Origin of the sequence: Streptomyces sp. NPDC045431 (assembly GCF_040646655.1) — a bacterium.
Lineage (GTDB): Bacteria > Actinomycetota > Actinomycetes > Streptomycetales > Streptomycetaceae > Streptomyces.
In genome coordinates this window covers 99,286-117,326 of the sequence record NZ_JBEZAQ010000017.1, presented here as the reverse complement: position 1 = coordinate 117,326, position 18,041 = coordinate 99,286, and the positions used below count along the sequence as shown (strand labels likewise).

The 18,041-nt window shown below is 69.1% G+C and carries 16 protein-coding genes, 1 tRNA gene and 1 pseudogene; 7 read left to right on the top strand and 11 right to left on the bottom strand.

The features are described 5' to 3' along the window. Positions 1-17 precede the first annotated feature (17 nt). Positions 18-94 (top strand) — tRNA-Trp (locus tag AB0A69_RS27550). Between the two features lie 399 nt (positions 95-493). Here AB0A69_RS27550 and AB0A69_RS27545 read toward each other — a convergent pair. Together AB0A69_RS27545 and AB0A69_RS27540 are read right to left on the bottom strand one after the other, a co-directional pair. Continuing rightward, positions 494-724, bottom strand: a complete 231-nt coding sequence (locus tag AB0A69_RS27545; protein ID WP_361427533.1) for a hypothetical protein — start codon at positions 722-724, stop codon at positions 494-496. Between the two features lie 454 nt (positions 725-1,178). Further along, positions 1,179-1,433 (bottom strand): hypothetical protein, encoded by a 255-nt coding sequence (locus tag AB0A69_RS27540; protein ID WP_361427530.1) that lies wholly within the window; start codon positions 1,431-1,433, stop codon positions 1,179-1,181. A gap of 50 nt (positions 1,434-1,483) precedes the next feature. Between AB0A69_RS27540 and AB0A69_RS27535 the strand changes: the two genes are divergently transcribed. Continuing rightward, positions 1,484-1,879: a hypothetical protein gene (locus AB0A69_RS27535; protein WP_361427527.1), complete on the top strand. Its 396-nt coding sequence runs from the start codon at positions 1,484-1,486 to the stop codon at positions 1,877-1,879. 766 nt (positions 1,880-2,645) lie between these two features. On the opposite strand, the gene AB0A69_RS27530 is transcribed toward AB0A69_RS27535, so the two are convergent. From AB0A69_RS27530 to AB0A69_RS27515, 4 genes are all read right to left on the bottom strand, one after another. After that, a complete protein-coding gene (locus tag AB0A69_RS27530; RefSeq protein WP_361427524.1) occupies positions 2,646-4,046 on the bottom strand; it encodes an MFS transporter in 1,401 nt (466 codons plus the stop codon). Positions 4,047-4,882: 836 nt separating this feature from the next. Continuing rightward, a complete protein-coding gene (locus AB0A69_RS27525) occupies positions 4,883-5,251 on the bottom strand; it encodes a hypothetical protein (protein WP_361427520.1) in 369 nt (122 codons plus the stop codon). A 4-nt stretch (positions 5,252-5,255) separates the two neighbouring features. Then, a complete protein-coding gene (locus tag AB0A69_RS27520) occupies positions 5,256-5,825 on the bottom strand; it encodes a hypothetical protein (protein WP_361427517.1) in 570 nt (189 codons plus the stop codon). 164 nt (positions 5,826-5,989) lie between these two features. Further along, positions 5,990-6,676, bottom strand: a complete 687-nt coding sequence (locus AB0A69_RS27515) for a hypothetical protein (RefSeq protein ID WP_361427514.1) — start codon at positions 6,674-6,676, stop codon at positions 5,990-5,992. A 699-nt stretch (positions 6,677-7,375) separates the two neighbouring features. On the opposite strand from AB0A69_RS27515, the pseudogene AB0A69_RS27510 reads away from it, so the two are divergent. The 3 genes and pseudogenes from AB0A69_RS27510 to AB0A69_RS27500 all read left to right on the top strand — a co-directional run bounded on the left by AB0A69_RS27510 (position 7,376) and on the right by AB0A69_RS27500 (position 10,192). After that, a pseudogene (locus AB0A69_RS27510) lies at positions 7,376-8,115 on the top strand (dienelactone hydrolase family protein). Positions 8,116-8,430: 315 nt separating this feature from the next. Further along, positions 8,431-9,135 (top strand): hypothetical protein, encoded by a 705-nt coding sequence (locus AB0A69_RS27505; protein ID WP_361427511.1) that lies wholly within the window; start codon positions 8,431-8,433, stop codon positions 9,133-9,135. Between the two features lie 224 nt (positions 9,136-9,359). Then, a protein-coding gene (locus AB0A69_RS27500; RefSeq protein WP_361427508.1) for an IS5 family transposase occupies positions 9,360-10,192 on the top strand; the annotation gives its coding sequence in 2 pieces (ribosomal slippage) (positions 9,360-9,702 and positions 9,702-10,192; 834 coding nt in all). A 15-nt stretch (positions 10,193-10,207) separates the two neighbouring features. On the opposite strand, the gene AB0A69_RS27495 is transcribed toward AB0A69_RS27500, so the two are convergent. The 3 genes from AB0A69_RS27495 to AB0A69_RS27485 all read right to left on the bottom strand — a co-directional run bounded on the left by AB0A69_RS27495 (position 10,208) and on the right by AB0A69_RS27485 (position 14,383). Beyond that, positions 10,208-11,203: a hypothetical protein gene (locus AB0A69_RS27495; RefSeq protein WP_361427505.1), complete on the bottom strand. Its 996-nt coding sequence runs from the start codon at positions 11,201-11,203 to the stop codon at positions 10,208-10,210. A 420-nt stretch (positions 11,204-11,623) separates the two neighbouring features. Further along, positions 11,624-12,316 carry a hypothetical protein gene (locus tag AB0A69_RS27490; protein WP_361427502.1) on the bottom strand — a complete coding sequence of 231 codons (693 nt, stop codon included), beginning with the start codon at positions 12,314-12,316 and terminating at the stop codon, positions 11,624-11,626. Positions 12,317-12,328: 12 nt separating this feature from the next. Beyond that, positions 12,329-14,383: a pre-toxin TG domain-containing protein gene (locus AB0A69_RS27485; RefSeq protein WP_361427499.1), complete on the bottom strand. Its 2,055-nt coding sequence runs from the start codon at positions 14,381-14,383 to the stop codon at positions 12,329-12,331. A 609-nt stretch (positions 14,384-14,992) separates the two neighbouring features. On the opposite strand from AB0A69_RS27485, the gene AB0A69_RS27480 reads away from it, so the two are divergent. Both AB0A69_RS27480 and AB0A69_RS27475 read left to right on the top strand, forming a co-directional pair. Continuing rightward, positions 14,993-15,193: a helicase associated domain-containing protein gene (locus AB0A69_RS27480; RefSeq protein ID WP_361427496.1), complete on the top strand. Its 201-nt coding sequence runs from the start codon at positions 14,993-14,995 to the stop codon at positions 15,191-15,193. After that, positions 15,190-15,576 (top strand): hypothetical protein, encoded by a 387-nt coding sequence (locus AB0A69_RS27475; protein WP_361427493.1) that lies wholly within the window; start codon positions 15,190-15,192, stop codon positions 15,574-15,576. The genes AB0A69_RS27480 and AB0A69_RS27475 overlap by 4 nt, the downstream gene beginning before the upstream one ends. Before the next feature lie 61 nt (positions 15,577-15,637). On the opposite strand, the gene AB0A69_RS27470 is transcribed toward AB0A69_RS27475, so the two are convergent. Next, positions 15,638-16,180, bottom strand: coding sequence for an RICIN domain-containing protein (locus tag AB0A69_RS27470; protein ID WP_361427490.1), 543 nt, complete (start codon positions 16,178-16,180; stop codon positions 15,638-15,640). Between the two features lie 1,234 nt (positions 16,181-17,414). Then, a complete protein-coding gene (locus tag AB0A69_RS27465; RefSeq protein WP_361427487.1) occupies positions 17,415-17,990 on the bottom strand; it encodes a peptidoglycan-binding domain-containing protein in 576 nt (191 codons plus the stop codon). Positions 17,991-18,041: the final 51 nt, after the last annotated feature.

The window sequence follows — 18,041 nt, the reverse complement described above, 5'->3', positions numbered from 1 at the left end:
CATGCTGGCGTTTGCGAAGGGGTGTAGCTCAGATGGCCAGAGCGCCGGTCTCCAAAACCGGATGCCGCAGGTTCAATTCCTGTCACCCCTGCCACGGAAGCAGTGCAGCGCCCCCCCACCGATTCGATGGGGGCGCTGCTGTGTTGTGGGGCGCGGGCGGCGGGACGGCGCCGGGTGGCCAGGCCGTATGGCGACCGCACGACAGGCGTGCGGCGGAACCTCGGCGCAGCGGCGCAGGAGCCAGGCCTGCGGCAGACGGCCGAGCACGGCGGCGACCTTACGACAGGCGCGGCAGTTCGGCGGCGGGCGATCCAGGCGCGCGCCAACCCCGCCGGCACGGCGCGGCGGCGGGCGGCGTGCGTACGGCCGTCGTGCGCGTCCAGGCACGCCGGGTGGCACGGCAATGGACCGGCACGGTCCGGCCCCGCCTGGTGCAGGTGACACGGCGCCAGCGGACGGGGCGGTCGAGCGCCGGCGAACTACCACTTAGCCACTACACGATGACGCTGGCGATCTCCGCCACCGCTGCGATGGCGCTCCAGACGACCGCAGTACGGTCCCACCAGGGCTGAGGAATCGCGGTTGCGGGTTCGTTGCCGTCGGCACGCACGCTGCCGGCACGATCCGCCTCCACGTCCGCCACGACGATGACGATGTTGAAGGTGCAGTGGTCGCCACCGGTGATGTTGAGAACAAGACCCTCGTGCAGCGGCTCGTAGCCCATGTGCGTTCCCCTATGAAGTTGTCGTTATCGCGATCCCCGGAACCGAAGGACCCCACGGTAGGCACCACGCCATCCCTTTTGCGCCCATCTGTGAGCAACGCCATGGACCACCATCCCCCAGACGACAGCACGGCGGCAGTGGCGCGGCGGCGCGCGGAGACGCGGGCGTACCCAGCGGCCCCATGCGATGCGGCGGGCCAAGCGGGCAGGCAGCGGACCGCGGCGTGCATGCAGGGCTCTGCCAGAGGCGACGATAAGTCCGAGCCTCGGGCGCAGCGCCGGGCCTGGACGCCTGGCAGGCGGCAGCACGGCAGCCGGCGCCGCGGCCATGGCGCCCTGTTCACCCCAGCCACCGAGGGCGCCCGCCGCGACGGGCCTGCGCGCCGGCGCTGCCCAGCTCCCGGTCGGCGGATGGACGTCAGGCCCAAGACCTCATGGGTACAGCGCAGCAGGGTCACGGCCACGCGGGCTGCCATGCCAGCACGAGCAGCAGGCGGCCGAGAACAGCGGCGGGCCCCAGCTGTACAGCGGGCGCGGAGCGCGGCGTGGCAGCAGCACGGACGAACGCGGCCAGCAGACGCTGCGTCAGAACGGTGCGCCCGTCACCGAGCCGGACGGCGAGCGAGCGGGGCCGGGAGGCCGGGCCGGTGTAGCCGACGACGGCGGCCTCCGTCGTCCCGGCGTGCGGGATCTTCTGCCTTCTCTGCACTTTGCAAGGCAACGGAGCGGGTGCCGCGTGAGTGAGCGTAGGCTGCCCGAATGCTCGTCCGTTGTGTTCAGATCATCAGCCCGACGAGCGGTGAGGCCGTCAGTGATCACTCGGGGATCCGGATCGGCGTGGAGTACCCCGTCCTCGAAGTCATCACAACGGTGCGCGGCGTGCTGCTGCGGATCCCTGAGCGCCCCAACGTCACCGGAGAGCGGGACACTCCTGGCTTGTGGGATGCGGCGATGTTCACTGTCGTCAGTAGCCGGCTGCCCGACTGCTGGGCCGCAGAGTCGGGAAACGGCCAGCTGACGCTGACACCGAAGGAATGGCAACGCCCAGGCTTCTGGGACGACTACTTCGATGACGAGCCGTCTGCCTGTGCCGAATACGAACGTCTGCGGGCGGAGATCCTCTCGCAGGCGTCAGCGCGTAGCGATGCTTGCTGATGGTTGACCGGTCATTGGCGGTGGGGTCGGGGAGCCGGGAATCCCAGGGCTACCGACGGTCGGCTGGTGAGCCGCGCGACGTCGGCCTGCTTGCTGCGGACGAACGTCAGGGTCATGTCGATCCCTTCGATCTCGCCGAGCCATCGCTCCTCTTCCGCACGTTTCCGACGGCCCCTCGAGCTGCAGGACGTCGAAGGCGATGAAGTGGGCGGCAGGGTGTTCGCGAGCCGGTCCACCGTGCGGGCGCCAGCGGGGAGCGGCGGAGCCCTGGCGGCGACCACACGGCACTCTCAGCCGTGGCGGAGCGGCGGCGGCGAGGCGGCCGCGGCGCCCGGCAGGGCGCGACCGCACGGCGGAACGCGGAGCGGGACAGCCGTACAGCGGATGGCGAGGCCCCGGCACGGAGCCGCGAAAAGGCAGCCGTACGAAGGAAACTTGCCGTCCCGGACCGCGGCGGCCCGGGCCAGGGCCTGCGTCCCTTCCGCAACCCCGACGACGCCGAAGACCGCGAGGACGAGGAGGGCTGAGGGACTAGGGGGTGTCTTGTCGATCAGGCCGGATCAGGCAGCGGCGCCTGGTGCCGTGGATCGCAAGGCGGAGGAGGGAGCCACTGCGGTGGGGGCACCCCCGTGCCCGCAGGGCTACGGGGGCCATTGGCGACCGACGACAACGCGGCGAGGCGCGGTGCCAGGCGTCGCGAGCCCGGCAAGATCGGCAAGACACCCCCTAGGTCCCAGCCGAGGTCGCGGCCGGGACCTGGGGTGGCTCAGTCGGGCTGGTTGTCGGCCTGCTTGGGCAGGCAGAACATCAGGGCCCACATCAGGGCGAGAAGGCTGCCAACCCACCACAGCACGGTGAGGAACGCGTCGCGGTTGAGTGCGGCGTCGGGTGAGCCGCCGGTGGTGGCGAAGAACACCAGGGCGGTCAGCGCGGTGCCCAGCGCGATACCCAGGTGGATGGCGGTGTTGAACAGGCCCGAGGCGGCTCCGGCGTCCTCATGCGGGACCCGGGCCAGCGACAGGTCGGCGAGCGGGCCGCCGACCATGCCGAGGCCGAAGCCGATCAGTACCACTGGCGCGGTCATCGCCAGCAGGGAAAGGCTCGCCTGGCCTGCGTTGAGCTGGAGCCCGTAGGCGGCCATCGCAGCGACCGTGATGAGGGCTCCGGCTTGCGGCAGCCGGCGGGCGAAGCGTCCGGCGCTCTTCGCCGCGATGGTCGCACCGGCCAGCTCTCCGAGGGAGAGCAGCACGAAGGCTAGGGCGGCGTGGAAGGGGCTCATGCCCTGGCCGCGCTGGAGGTAGAGGGTCCAGGTCATGAAGAACAGCCCGCACAGCAGGCCGTGCATCAGCTGCGCGGCCATGCCGCCGGAGAACTGCCTGCCCTGGAAGAGGGGCAGGGGCACGAGCGGGGCGTTGCCCTGCTTGCGCTTCTGGTGGTGCAGGAAGACGCCCAGGACGAGCAGGCCTGCGGCGAGCAGGGCGAAGCACCACAGCGGCCAGTGATGCAGGTGCCCCTCGGAGAGCGGGAAGACGATCAGGACGATGGCCAGCGCGGACAGCAGCATGCCGGTCAGGTCGGGACGGTCGGCCTTCCGCGCGGTCGACTCGGGGATGAACTTGCGTCCGAGGAGGATCACGGCGAGGCCGACGGGCACGTTGACCAGGAAGATCGGCCGCCAGGACAGCCCGAACAGATCTGCCTCGGTCAGCAGACCGCCCATCACCGGGCCCAGGACATTGGCGAGTGACATGACGGCCCCGTACAGACCGAATACCTTGCTGCGGTTTTGGCCCTCGGAGGTGGCATGGAGGGTGGCCAGGATCTGCGGGATCATCAGGGCCGCTCCCAGGCCCTGGAGCCCGCGGGCGGCGATCAGCACGCCCGGCCCGGCAGCCAGGCCGCACAACAGTGAGGCCGTGGTAAACAGGGCGGTGCCGATGAGGAGGATCCTGCGGCGGCCGTAGAGGTCGCCGAGGCGTCCGCCGGTGATCAGCCCGAGGGCGATGGGCAGTGAGTAGCCGGTGGTCAGCCACTGCACCGTGTCCGGTCCGGCGCCGGTCGACTTCTGGACCGCGGGCAGGGCGGTCAGGACGACCGACTGGTCGATCATGTCCATGAGCTCGGCGCCCAGCAGCACCAATAGGGCGATCCAGGCCGTCAGGCCCATCTTCGACAGTCCAGGTGAGGGGCGGGTTGGGGTCTGAGTAGTGTGCTGCGGCTCGTTGTCGAGCGCGGAGGCAGACAAGACGGAAACTCCTGATCCAAAGAGAATTCGGGGAGCCCTGCCAGCTGCCGCACCGGGGGGGCGGAAAGCACGAAACCCGGGGCAGATGGCAGAGCTGCACCCGGGACAGAAAACTGCGGGGGACGGTGACGCAACTCAGGCCAGCGCGACGTCCGCCCCCAAAACACGTGCGACACCACAGCACGCGGGGAACGCGGACGACTACACGGCCTGGTTAATAAGAAGTCACCTCAAGATCAACACAGCAGGAACAAGAAATCCGGTCGCTGCCACCGACATCTCGGCACAGGGACCCGTCCACACTACGGCATCCCGGGCTCCCGGCGCATACCAGTTCGTGGACCCGCTATGCCGCCGCCGCTGCGGGCAGGAAAGTGCTCCGGCCCGCAGCGGAAACCTGTCCGTGTCCTGCTCCGTGTCCTCGCTCGTGTATATGTGATCGCGCAGGCCAGGGCGCCTCTTGTGGCGAATGGGTGATCCCGCACGGCGGTGGGCGCAAGGACAGCAGGCCGGTCGGGCGCGGCAGTTCAGCGGCGGCTGACGGTCCAAACGCGCGGCCACCTCAGCGAACGGGTCCAGGAGGCGAGCGTCGGAGGGAGGCGGCGCGAGTCGGAGGTACGACGGGCTGCGGAGGCGAACGGCGTGCGACCCCGGCACGGCCCGGCGCCGGACGGTGGCGGCAAGGACACCTGCACCACACCGGAGCCTTCGCCATGATCAAGACCCGGCAGCGTCGACAACGCTCGCGACCAAGATATTCAGGTCGTATGGGGCGTCGTGCCCGACACGAGTGCCTCGAACAGCGGCCAGCCGTCCTCCTCCCGCACACCGTTCACAGTGGGAAGCAGACCGCGTGTCATGGCCTCGTCCAGGAAACGGCGCGCCACCCCGGGTTCGTTGAGGTTGAGGACGTGGCCCCCCGCGCCGATGATCTCGCCCTCACCCAGGGGCCAGCCCCCCGCCGCGCCGCTCTCACCGGAGCGGAAGACCAAGCGGAGTTGGGCCTGTGGCGCGTCGGCCCGACGCAGGGACAGGGTCTCCCGGCAGTCCGGGTGCCGGTGCCGTCGACCCCAGAGCCAGACGGTGTCGCCCACCATCAGCGTGCGCAGCACGCCCTTTCGTCGCATCCGCTCACCATAGCCTCGGGAACCCGGTGAGCCAGAACCCCTCAGGGGACATCACGAGGACTCCACGCAGCCGGCCCCGGACGCCGAGCCGGCGGCAGGCGGCAGGCGGCAGGCGGCAGGCGGCAGGCGGCAGGCGGCGCGGCATCTCGGCGGCGCGCCGACCGGCCTGAACACGCGGCCGCGCGCGGTGGGGTGACACGGGCGGGGCAGGCGCGACCGTACGACGGAACGCGGAACGGCAGCACGGCGGCCGTAAAAGGCGCTGCACCTGTACGCAGCGGCGCGGCGGCGGAGCGGCGCGCGTACAGCTCCCGGCCACCGTGGCGGTGAGCCAGTCGGCCAGCAGCCATGGAAAAGGCACGATCTGGGCGTAGGGGCGGTAGTCGGTGACGGTGCCGCACTGACCGCCGGCGCCGTCGGTACTGCGGCGTCCGATCCAGTTGCTCGGCAGCCACCGGTGGCGCTGGCAGACCTCCAGCCGGTAGTCCACCGACCGGTCGCGGGCGCGGACGCGGCGTTCGATGACAACGGTCGACGGCTCGGTGCATGTGGTGATCTGGCGCAGGACCAGCACAGCGATACCCCCTCCTGAACACGGCTGAGGACCTGATCATCACCGTCGGAGGGGAGGGCTGTCGTCCACGATTGGACGCTACTGCTGTGACCCAGTTCTCATCCTGGGAGCGGGGTGGGGTACGGCTCGCGCGCGGTGGCGCCCACGGGGGTGGGTGCGCCTTGCTAGTCCCTCGGTGCGGGTCCGAAGGCGGGCGGCCGCTGGTTGTCTCCGGCAGGGCCGACATCGCCGTGCTTCCACTCGGGGTCGTAGGCGCAGGGCACGGAGGCACCGCCGGTGAAGTACTCGCGGTCCGGGTACCAGGTGAAGGACATCCGCTCGTTGCCGTCGTCCCGCTGGACGAACAGGTCCCAGGACCCGCCCCGCTCGCCTTCGCGGTAGGAGGTGACCTTCCAGCCTTCGTCCTGGAGGGACCGGTGGAGGCGGCGGAGACCGGGGACCGCCTGGCCCGCCGGCACGTGGTCGAGTGCCCACCTATGGCTCATCGAGTAGGCGCCGTCGATGGTTTCATCCTTGAGCCCCAGCAAGCCGCCGTCGTAGCAGAAGTCGGAACCGAGCGTGTTCTCCGTGCTGACGCCGATCTTCTCGACTCCGGGTTCTATGGTGCGCGCGAAGCCCATGACGCTGTAAGCCTCCTGGGAACGCTGGAGGGCGCGTTTCGCCATCTCCTCGGGCGCCACGCGGGGGAAGTCCGTCGACGCCCACGACCCCCATGCGAGCAGGCCGATCAGAAGGAAGACGCCGACGAGCGCGGCGCCGCCACATCTCAGAGCGCCCAGGGCGCGAGAGGAGGCCCTCGGCTCGGGCGCGTCGGGGTTGGTGGCGGGGCTGGGCACGGTCTGGTCGGGCATACGAGCACCCTATGAAGACGTGGCGGCAGGGCGGATGGGTGCGGTGACCGGCTCGGCGTGAGTACGCGTACTCACCTTCGCCCGTACGGTTTCGAAGGACCAGGGCGCCGCGGACCGGCCAGCCGTTGGGCGTGCGACCGGCCGCGCGGTGGCGGATCCTGCCCGGACGTCGCCAGCGGACATGTCGTCCCGGAACCGTAGGTAGCGCACGGGGTGGCGGTGCCGGCTCAGGTCGAGGGCGGTGTCGGCTTCGACCTCGGCGACAAGGTCGGGCACCACGGGCCGGAACACCAGCGGTTCCTTCGCTCCCCACCCGGCCGATTCTCTGTCAAGTCCTGCCTGGTGAGGCGAGGAGGTGTTTCACAGTGCAGTGAGGACCGTGCAGCTTCAAGATCGGTATGGGTGCCAGGGCAGCGCGTCGAGCGGGTTCGGGAGCGAGGTGTTGGCCGAGATCATTCTTGCGAACTGCACTGTGGTTTGGCGGTGTTGGCGGCGGCTTCGTTGGGTGGGCTATGTTGCAGACATGACTACCGGGACGGCATTGCGCCACACACGGATTGGTGACCCGGTGCCCTTCTGAGCGCCGTGCGGGCCAGTGCGGGCCCGCTGTTCGATCGAGGAGCGTGCGCTGCCGCACGGGCTCCGCCTCCGTCGGGTGTTGATTACAGGCTCGACACATCAACCGCGACAGGAGAATTCATGCCCACCAAGACGCTGCAGATTCCCACCGCGGACGGCCAGGCCGATGCTTTTGCCGCCTTCCCCGTCCACGGCGAGCAGCACCCAGGGGTGCTGATGTACGCGGACGGCTTCGGCATCCGGCCCGTGCTGCGAGAAATGGCCCGCGAACTGGCCGGGCACGGGTACTACGTGCTCGTCCCCAACGTCTTCTACCGGCACGGCACGGCACGGCACCGGTGATTGAACTTCCCGAGCACATCGGAGAAGAGGCCCGGCCCGCAGTCTTCGCTCAGCTGATGCCCCTGATCGAGGCGCACACCGCCGACCGTGTCCTGCGAGACGCTGACGCATACCTCAGGTTCCTCACAGCTCAGCCCGAGGTCAGCGCCGGACCGGTCGCGGTGACCGGCTATTGCATCGGTGGCCTCTTGGCGACGCGCACCGCCTCGGCCCACCCCGGCCAGGTGGCCGCCGTCGCCGCATTCCACGGTCCGGTGGGAGTCGACGGCCCCGACAGCTTTTCCCAGCTCTCCGCCGAGGTCCACTTCGGCCATGCCGAGAGCGACTTGACGCACGAGGCTCTCGGCGAGCTCAACAAGGCCCTGGATGCGGCGGGTGTCGGCTACACCTCCGAGATCTATCCCGGCACCGTTCATGGCTTCACAATGCCTGACACCGATGCCTTCAACCCCGCCGCACTGCAGCGCCACTGGGACCGCCTGCTCCCCCTTCTCGGGCGCACCCTGACCAGGAGCTGAGGCGCTCCGGCGCGGAACCCAAGCCTCTGAAGTACACGGCTCCGGAGCCGTGAGGGTGTTTCGAAGCTGGTGTGAGGGCGGGCTCTGCCCGCCCTCACCGTGGGGGCCATCGATTGATGGCGGCGATGTGCGCTGCCCGATCCTCAGGCGACGGGTGGTTGGGGCTGGGTGGGCAGGATACGGACGACGAGGGCAGGGGCCGTGGGCTGCTGGCGGCACTGCCGGTTTTCCAGGGTCAGCTGGTGGACGACGTGGACGCGGCCCGGGAGCGGGTGCTCTGGGGGCGGGTCGCCTACCGGGGCGAGCCACTGCCAGGTGCCGGCGCTGACCCCGGGCGAGGATGACAGTGGCGAACTGCTCGCGGGCGCCGGCTATGAGGCGGCTGCCGGTGGTGGCGGGTCCGTCGTAGATAACGTGGATACGGGCCGCGCGCCCCTCGTACAGAACGGCCTCGAGGGCGGCTATGGCCGGGGAGCGCTCCGGGTCGTCCTCCTGCCGGAAGGTCTCCCAGTAGCGGGCGAGGTGCCGCAGGGAGTCGTCGGCCCGGTCGATCGCGACCATCAGCCGTGGCACCCCGTCGAGGTCGCCGTCGAGGCCGGTACGGCGTTCCAGCTCGGAGCCGAGGACGACCAGGGCGTCGTGGATGCCGGCGACGTTGCCGCGGTGCGTGACCGTCGGCAGGTCCTTGGCCCACAGGCGGGAGATGCGGGTGTGGTCGAGGACCAGGACGTGGGCGCCCTGGTGGAGGAACTGGGCGGTGAGGGTGCGCAGGATGGTCGTGCTGCCGGTGCCGGTGCCGGTGCAGACCAGGATGTGCGGAGCGGTGTCGACGTCGACGGCGATGGCCCGGCCGTCGGTGCTGATGCGATGAGTGCGGCGGAGTCGGGCAGCGCCTGGAGGTGCTCGCGCAGGTCCGGGTCCGTGAGGCGCAGCAGCTTCGGGAGCGCGGTCGTGTTCGTCATCGTGATGGTGTTCCTTTTCTGTGCTGTGCCTGGTGAACGGTGTTCTCCAGGGCTGTAGGGATCGTGTCGGCCGGAGCGGACAGGTCCCGGCGCGGGGCCGGTTGCGGGCTCACTTCTTGAGGTCGCCGACGCGGTGGAGGAGTTCGGCACCGCGCTTGTCGACCGGCTTGGGGAAGGTGCGGTCGTTGGCGCGGGCGTAGCGCAGGGCGGCGACGGTGACGTCCGGCTGGCGTTCGTGGGCCTAGGCCGTGTCCGGAAAGTCGATCGCTCGTTGCTCTGTTCGTGGTGCGTCGACATGAACTGACGGATGAGTCGTGGGCGTTGATCGCTCCGTTGCTGGCGCCGGGCCGGATGGGCCGGTCCGTGCGGGACCGGCGCCAGGTCGTCAACGGGATCTTGTGGAAGCTGTCCACCGGGGCTGCCTGGCGTGACCTGCCGGAGCGTTACGGGCCGTGGAAGACGGTCTACGACCGCTTCCGGCACTGGTCCGCCGACGGCACCTGGGACCGCCTCCTGGCCCATGTCCAGCAGCACTCCGACGCCGTCGGGCAGGTCGACTGGACGATCGTCTGCGTCGACTCGACCACGGTCCGGGCCCATCAGCACGCTGCCGGGGCCCGAAAAGGGGGACCTGGGAAGGTGAAGCACTCGGCCGCTCCCGCGGCGGACTGACCACCAAGATCCACCTCGCCTGCGACGGCCGGGGCCGGCCGCTCGCCTTCACCCTGACCGGCGGGAACGTGAACGACTGCACGCAGTTCGAACCCGTCATGGCCAAGGTCCGCATCGCCCGGCCCGGGCCGGGCAGGCCCCGGACCCGGCCCGACCGCGTCGTCGCGGACAAGGGCTACTCGGCCCGCAAGATCCGCGCCTACCTCCGCAGACGCGGTATCGCCGCGACGATCCCGGAACGGATCGACCAGATCAACGGACGCATCCGCCGGGGCGAAGCACGCTGCCGGCTCGACCGGGCCACCTACCGCCGGCGCAACGTCATCGAGCGCTGCTTCAGTCGGCTCAAACAGAACCGGGCCCTGGCCACCCGCTACGACAAACGCGCCAGCCACTACCAAGCCATGGTCACCCTCGCCTGCCTCCGACTCTGGCTCACATGACTTTCCGGACACCCCCTAGCGGAGTCCCACCGCCTGGTCGTCGTCGACCGGGGGCGGGATTCGCCGGCGACGTCGCCGCTGAGGTGGCGTCGCCCGGGTCGGTGGCCGGGGGCTTGAGGCCCCAACCGTCGGCGACGACGTCCGGTCGTGGCTGGCTTCTGCATCTGCACGGGGCCGGGCTGCGCCGGGAGGACTGCGGGGTTCGGGTCGTCGGCGGGCTTCTTGCCGGTGGTGGCCCACTCGCGGGCTTCGGTCTCGGTGAAGAGCAGCACCTTGGTCTCGTGGGCGGTGCCGCCGATGACAACCTAGGCGCGGCCGTGGTGCTTGGTTGACTTCGGTGCCGGGTGGACCTCGGGGGTCGAGCATGCGCCAGGCGTTCATGCTGTAGCGGGCGAGGATGCGGGTGGCGAACTGCTTGCGGACCTCGGGCCCACCGAGGGCGCGGGCGGTGGCGGACTGGGCAACCAGGAGCACGTCCATGCGCAGCTGGCGGCCCATGTAGAGGATTTCGTTGAGGGCGTCGACGGCCGGGGAGACCTTCGGGTCGCCGGACGCGCGGATCTTCTCCCAGTAGCGGGCCAGCTGCTTCATCGTGGCGTTGATCTCTTCGAGGAGGATCAGCAGCCGGCGGCTGATGGCTTTCGGGTCGGCGTCGATGCCGAGTTCGTCGGCGATCCGGGTGCGCAGCCGGCCTATCTGTCCGAGCTCGATGAGCTGGTCGTGGATGTCGGCGATGTCGCGGCAGTAGGTGACGCCGTCGGTGCCGCGGGCCCACGGGTGGGAGATGCGCTTGGTGTCGAGGACGAACACGAGCGAGCCGTGGTGGAGCACCTGGCAGGCGATGCAGCGCAGGGTGGCCGACTTGCCGCCGCCGGTGGAGGCGGGCCCGGGATCGGGGACGTCGAGGAGAAGATCCTGCCCGTCGTTGCTGGTCTGATGCCGCAGTAACTCCTGCGGCTTCTGCCCGGAGCACCCGCTTCTGCCCGAACCGACGGTCCGGGCAGAAGCCATGTTTTATACGGGCTCCGCCAGTGGGCACTGGCATTTGCCCATGGGGACCGGTGTGATGCCGTACCCGCGGGTCGGGGCCAGGCCTACCACGCATCGCCTGATCACGAAGGCCGCGCGCCGCAGACTTCGCGTTCGCCGGCCCGCTCCGGACCGGCAGCGTGCCCAGCCTCCTTCCTACTGGGTCGGGGCGGGGCGGGGTCTGCCCACGGATGGATTGAAGCCCGCGGCGCCGGACAGACGTCCATTGGCCCCCGAGGCTCGCCAGCATTGCGGCGTACACCCCCGATCGGCGTCGCCAGGCATGGCGACGCCGACCTACGAGTGGAAGTCTCGAAGACCGTCGTCAGGAACGACCGGGGTACTCCCCCGGCGTAGGGCCAATTTCTCCCAGTCCTCGTGCCGCGTACAGCCGGGCCGGGGTCACGAGGGGGCGGCCGACTCGTCCACGAGGTAACGGACCGCGCTGACCACGTACGGCCCGTGCCCAAACGCTGCACTCACGCGTTCCAGGCGCTCGTACGTCGCCGGGGAAAGGCGTGAGCAGAACGGGCCGGTAGCGCAGAGCAGGAAGCGGAACGCCAGTTCGGAACACACAGTCTCGGCGCAGCGCACGAGTGCCTGGCGTGTTGGCGCCAGTGGTGTGTAGCTCCATGATTGCTGCTGGTCGAGCATCCCGACCAGTTCCACGACGTCCGCCGTGAGCCGCCGGTGCTCGATTGCCGCCGCACTCGTGCCGTCCGGCACGCATGGGGGGTAGGTCGAGCAGGAGACTGCTGAGGCGCCGCGGGACCGTGCGATGGGGATGACGAAGGACAGTACCTCCTGCAGCCACTCCCTCTCCTTGCCCGGGATGCCGGGAGCACCGAGCGAAATGTCGGTGGCGTACCACAGCAGGCTGATCGCCTCGCCGCTCAGGGTGGAATCCCTCAGCCGCAGGAGGTCCTCGATGAGCAGGAGCACAGGGGTCGGGTCGCCCTCGGTGCCGTACCGCTGCGCGATGTGGTCCAGCGCGCTGTCGGCATAGTTACTCCAATCGCGGTGGAAGGATGTGCCCAGGTCGGTAGCTCCGAAGTCGAAGGTGAGATTGTCCTGCTCTGTAATTGGGTTGTGCATGTGAGGGTCCTTCTACAGCGGGTAGGCGGTGAGGACGTAGAACCCGCCGGGCTTGTGGCCACGCTTGGCGGCGAGGGTCACCTTGCATTTGTTGCTTGTCGTAGGGCTGTAGTTGCCGAGGTGGTCCATGCTGTCGCCAAGTGACCCGGTGCCGCATGTTCCGGTGAGGGTCAGCTGCTGCTTCCCACTGGGTTTACCGGCATTCGCCACCCACTTCTTTACTTCTGCATCCTTCTCGGTGACGAGCTGGTTGACAGCCTTCTGGGCGAGGGCCGCGCTGGACCAGCGGGAGTTGGATGTGGGGCGGCCCATCTTGCGGGTCTTTTCGATGGCCAGGTTTTTCATTTGCTGCTGGGTGACGTTGACATGTTCGTCCAGCGTGTGCGCGACGCCCGGGAACATCTGTTCGGCGCGCGCCAGATCGGTGCAGTTGTGGACGAGGACGTCTTCGGTGCCGGCCTGGACGTAGTAGCTGTCGATGCCGCTGACGTCGAGGTCGTATGTGTCCAGCCGGTCGGTGGAACGGCTGGTGGCGGTCACCGTCATCAGCCCGCCCTGGGGGGTTCGCAGGCGGTCGCCCGTGCGCAGCCCACCGGCCGGGACCCAGGTCTGGCGTTCGGGCAGCCAGTACCGGTGGTTCTCGGTGGAGGTGACGGTGCCCTGCCCGCGGGAGTCTCCTTCGTCGGCGGCCACGGTCAGGCGGACGAACGTCTTGTCCATGTAGGCGGACGTGAACGGCACCGACTGGACCGGCCTCGGCCGTGTCAGCTCGCTCTCGCCACCAGGCTCCGTCGCCAGGACCAGATCGCCCTCACGTAGGTCCTCGATCGGCGTGTGCGAGCCGTCCGCCATCAGAACCGGTGTTCCGGCCGGGAAGCTGTTGCACTCGAGGGCCGCGTCGCCCTTGCGCGCGCCCCTGATGTCGTCCGGGATGAGCTTGCCACCCAGCTTCAGCCACCGCAGCACGGCCAGGGAGCCGAGGCCCCGGTCGAAGCCGTCGAGGTGCTCGCCGGTCACCAGGTCCTTGCCGGTGACCGCCTCGACGATGCCCTTGCCATCGCCGACGCCCGGCAGCAGACCGAGCAGGACCGACATGCGGCGCTGCTGCTCCTCAGAGTCCAGGCCGGAGGAGCCGTCGCTCCAGGTCTTGCCGATGTGGGAGAAGTCGAAGTCGATGGCCGGCAGCTCATGGAGCTTCTCGGCGGCCTTCTTGATATCAGGCACGACCTTGTTCATGTCGTCGACGGCCTTGTTGGCCTCGCCGATGCCCTCGTTGAGCTGGTCCATGCCCTTATTGGCCTTGGAGATGGACTTGTTCATGTCGTCGAGCGAGCGGTTGATGTCGTCGACGGCGTCGTTCATCATGTTCAACCCGCGGTTCATCTCCGCGAAGCCGGCGTTGATCTGATCAAGGGCTTTGTTGATGCCGTCGAGGCTGTCCCTGATGCTGTTGGCCGCCTTCTTGAACGCCGGGTCGCTGACGATCTGCGCCAGCATCAGGGTCAGCTGGATCAGCATCAGCGTCAGCTGGATCATGACCATGATGGTCTCGATCGTCTCCAGAACGTCCCGGATCAGCTTGTCGATGTCCGTCTGGGCGCCGGCGGCGACCGCGCGTATCTGGCCCTCGACCTTCTTGCGGTACTCGGGATCCGCGATGGTGCTCGGGTCCTGTTTGAAGGCCTCCTTCAGCTTCTGCAGCCTGGCGACCTCCTTCTTCACCGTGCCGAAGTGGTCGACGGTGTCCTTGTGAAGATGGTGGATGCCGTAGGCGAACATGCCGATGCCGGCGCCGACCTTTATGGCCTTGCCGGCGAACTCCCGGTAGCAGGCAGGCTTCTCCAGGAGCGGCAGCTTGTCACAGCCGGAGGCGGCCGCAGTGCCCTTGACGATGGCGGCGAGCCGGTCGCTGTCGAGCTTGGCCTCGGCCTGGCTCAGCTGCCTCTCGGCGCTGACGAGTCTGATGCTCTGCGTGGCGAGCGCGCTGTCCTCACCCATGCCGAGCGTCATGAAAACGCCGAGGAGCGTAAAAAAAGTGACTGCTCTGAATCTGAAACGGTGGTACATGCACGTCCCATGCCGGAGGGCACGGCGCTCACGGATGGTCAGTCCGCTGCAGCCAGGCCCCGAGTTCCCCTGGGGGGTGCACGAAGGGAAACGGCGACCCCCCGATTACCGACGAGTAGCTTACGGGATGGGAGAAGATGCGCCCATCACAGGTGGCCCCAGCAGGGTTCGTCCAAGGGTTCGTCCATCCGGAGAGCGGAGCTCGCCGCCGCACTCCAAAGAGCTCCGGTAGGCGAAGACAGGGTAGGCGGCGGACTGGTCGACCTTGATGACCTGGATGACCGTTGCGGTGGATCGCGTCGTCCGCCCGCGAACACCGCCGCTTCTCAAACAGCCCTGGCGGGCGTACGCCTCCGTACAGCTCGGCTCGTGGCACGGTTGGAGCGGCTGGGGATGTTGTGGGACCCGGCTGAGGCGGACTGGCAGGACAACCTCGCCGCCGCCCGGCTGTACATGGGGCGGTACGGGACGCCGGCGGCTCCGCGCGGCGCGGTGATCGCGGAGATTCGACCCGGACTGGAACCCGGCGTAGCCGATCGACTGGCAGCGGTACTACGCGGGCGCTGATCGTGGACGGCGGCGCGGCGGCCGACGAGATCACCCCCGGGGGTGACCGTGCACGGTGCGGACGTCGGCCGGTGGCTCGCACGGCAGCGCGAGACCTGGGCCGGGCTCTCCGACGCGCAGCGCGAACGCCTCACCGCCCTCGGGGTCAGCGCACCCGCGCCCGCACCGGCGGCGGCCGAGCGGCGGCATGGGAACACGGCGTCGCAGCAGCGCGCGCCTACCTCGCCCGCGAGGGCACCTTGACCGGCGTCCCCCGCAACCACATCGAGCGGATCGTGCACGACGACCAGGAGCACGAGGTGAAACTCGGCGTGTGGATCAGCAACCAGCGCGCGCCGCGTCAAGCTGCCGGCCGACCGCCACGCGGTCCTCACCGAGCTCGGAGTGATCTGAGGCAGCTGCGCATGCGTCGCTTCGGGCGACTGTATAGCCGTGGCGGAAGGAGACTGCCGTGCATGAGCACCGCACGACGTCTTGGCTCAGGCCCGACCACCGCGATGGACGCGACTTCGAAACCGGCACGAGCTGCCAGCGCCCCTACCCGGCACCGGTTTGCGGACGTCGGGGCGGTCGGGCCTGTTCCGTCCCCTCGGCCTACTGCACCGGTACATGTACCGGTGCAGTAGGCCGACAGCCTGCGCCCGCGGAACTTCTGTGCAGTCCACGGGCGCACGCTTCTCGTTCTTGTCAGCGGTGCCAGTAGAAGTGCTTGCTCTCCTGGCCCTTCCACTGACTGACCTTGGCTCCGTTCTCCTGGCTCTGGCCGTTCACCTGGGGATACTTGCCCGTCTTGGCGTTCCACAGGACGAACCATGTGCCGGTACTGCTCTTCACCTTCAGCGGTACGAAGTACTCGGCGGTGTCACCCGCCTTGCACGGCCACTGGATGATGGGGGTGCCGTCGCTGCTGCTGCCGCCCTTGACCGACAGGCATTGGCCGCTGTTCTCATTGACCACGTAATACATCTTCAGGCTGAGCCGCGTGTCGGCGTACTTCAGCATCCACTTCTGGTTCTTTCCGCCGTTGCAGGTCCACTGCTGCACCTGGACGCCCTCGGCCTTGGACTTGCCCGGGACGTCCAGGCACTTGCCGGAATTGACGTTCACCAGTGAGTCGTAGAACGGCGTCGCGGCGATGTCGACGACTTCCCCGGGAAGGTCAGGCATCTCCGGCAGGTCGAGCTGGTCCGGGAGGGCAGGATCTGCGACGACACTTTCCTGTGCTCTCACGGCCTGTATCGTGTCCGCCACGCGCGCTTGGGCCGGTGGCACCGTCGCCAGGGCCGCGAGCACTGCGCCCGCAACGACGCCCGCGCACCTTCGCCCTCGCCTCATCCTGATCAATGTTTTCCCCTCCATGTGGTGCGTGGGGAAGTTGGACAGAGCCCGTCCGCCGACCACCCCCCGAGGTCGAAAATGATTATATGGACGTAGGTGATCATGAGGGTACGACACTGGGTTGTTCTTTCACCGCCGGACTGACCAGCGCCTCATACCCACGGCTCGCCGCCCTCGGGGTCACCGCGCCCGAGCCGGCCGCGGCGGCACCGAAGGTCGGCGGCCGGGCAGCGGCGTGGGAGCGGGGGCGCTCTGAACCCGGGACGAAAGCGGCCGGCTGTGTAGGCATGACAGCAGCGCGCGGTGTTCGTCGCCGTCGAGCACCAGGGCCGACACTGCCGTCGAGGTTGCATGCCCGGCGTCACCGCCGTCGAGGATGATGGTCGCGGGTGAGGTCACTGGTGCGCACCTCGCGCGCCCGCGTACGAAGGATGGGGCCATGAGCCGCGACATCGGGTGGGGGTCCGACCAGGACTGGAACCGGCGCGACACCGGCTGGGGCACCTCCCCGGCACCGGAGTGGGGCGCCGCCGACACCACCTGGAACTAGCCCCCGGGCAACGCACCGATGCCCCATCCGTTGGATCGACCTGCGGGCGGGGCTTCGTCGTGTGGGAGGTCAGACGGGGACGACGTCGACGCCGTACTCGCCGTCCCAGGCCACCCGAAGGTCTGGCCGATCAGGTCAGCGCACTGGGTGCCTCCACAATCCGCGCTCCAGCGCCGTGTCCACCATGATCTCGGCGGCCAGCTCCGGTTCGGCCAGAACGACGTCGAACGGTGCCCGCGACCCCCCAGGACGTAGTGAACCGCACGCCTTCCCAGGGATCTCCGGGCCCAGTCAACCGCTCGGCCAGGTCGCGCGCAGCGTCCGACCGTAGCCGCGTACTGCGGCCGACCGATCGGAGCACCTCGGTCTCGTCGAGGCGGCTCGGCACGAGCGTCTGCGGCCGATGCACGGGGCCGGTGATCGCGCCGATCACCGCCTCGGTGGTATTCCGGCGGCGCACCTTGCAAAGCGCACGGGCGCCCGGGAGATACCGCTGCCCGCCTACCCGGCGTCGCTCAGAGGGTGGTCCTCGTGGGTCTTCCTCGTGTGGCGGCGCCGGGTGGGATGCGCCTCTGATCAGGTGCAGGTGCGGTAGTTGTAGCCGGCGAGTCGCTTTTCGCCGTTGCGGTCGTAGAAGGTGTAGTCGCCGTCAGCGGTCCGGCCGACGAGGAACGAACGACCGTCGGTTCCGATGTAGGTGTCCACGGAGCCGTTTCCGTCTGTGTCCGCGAGGGACCTGCCGGCGGCGGTGAACGTGGCCTTGCCGACGACGCCGTCGTCAGCGCCAGCGCCAGCGCCCACCCAACGTCGCTGCCAGGCCTTGGTCGCCTCGCGGGTCCCCGAACCGAACACGCCGTCGATGCTGTTCCAGTCCAGCTTGCCGTCAGCCCACAGGACCTTCTGCCACAGGCAGGTGGCGTTCGACGAGGCGTGGCGGCTCGTCGACAGGATGCCCTCGTCGTTCCAGTCGTCGCTGAAGCCGCCGCTGCCGGCCACCGTGGACAGACCGCTGTAGTCGCCGCTGGCCGACGCCGGTGATGCGCTCAGCACCACGGCGGCGGTCACCGCGGCGGCCACGCCGCCAACGGCCCGGACGCGCTTCCAGTAACCCGTCCTGTTTGTGGCTGCCGCGGACGCGATACGCGTCTTCATTCCCATGGACTGTGTCCCCCTTCTGCTCGGTGTGCGGGCGGCTGCCCGCCG

Excerpts from the sequence above, each read along its gene's own strand:
- AB0A69_RS27545 (WP_361427533.1), bottom strand. The coding sequence starts at position 724 with ATGGGCTACGAGCCGCTGCACGAGGGTCTTGTTCTCAACATCACCGGT.
- AB0A69_RS27535 (WP_361427527.1), top strand. The coding sequence starts at position 1,484 with ATGCTCGTCCGTTGTGTTCAGATCATCAGCCCGACGAGCGGTGAGGCC.
- AB0A69_RS27530 (WP_361427524.1), bottom strand. The coding sequence starts at position 4,046 with ATGGGCCTGACGGCCTGGATCGCCCTATTGGTGCTGCTGGGCGCCGAG.
- AB0A69_RS27525 (WP_361427520.1), bottom strand. The coding sequence starts at position 5,251 with ATGCGACGAAAGGGCGTGCTGCGCACGCTGATGGTGGGCGACACCGTC.
- AB0A69_RS27515 (WP_361427514.1), bottom strand. The coding sequence starts at position 6,676 with ATGCCCGACCAGACCGTGCCCAGCCCCGCCACCAACCCCGACGCGCCC.
- AB0A69_RS27495 (WP_361427505.1), bottom strand. The coding sequence starts at position 11,203 with ATGGCTTCTGCCCGGACCGTCGGTTCGGGCAGAAGCGGGTGCTCCGGG.
- AB0A69_RS27490 (WP_361427502.1), bottom strand. The coding sequence starts at position 12,316 with ATGCACAACCCAATTACAGAGCAGGACAATCTCACCTTCGACTTCGGA.
- AB0A69_RS27485 (WP_361427499.1), bottom strand. The coding sequence starts at position 14,383 with ATGTACCACCGTTTCAGATTCAGAGCAGTCACTTTTTTTACGCTCCTC.
- AB0A69_RS27465 (WP_361427487.1), bottom strand. The coding sequence starts at position 17,990 with ATGAAGACGCGTATCGCGTCCGCGGCAGCCACAAACAGGACGGGTTAC.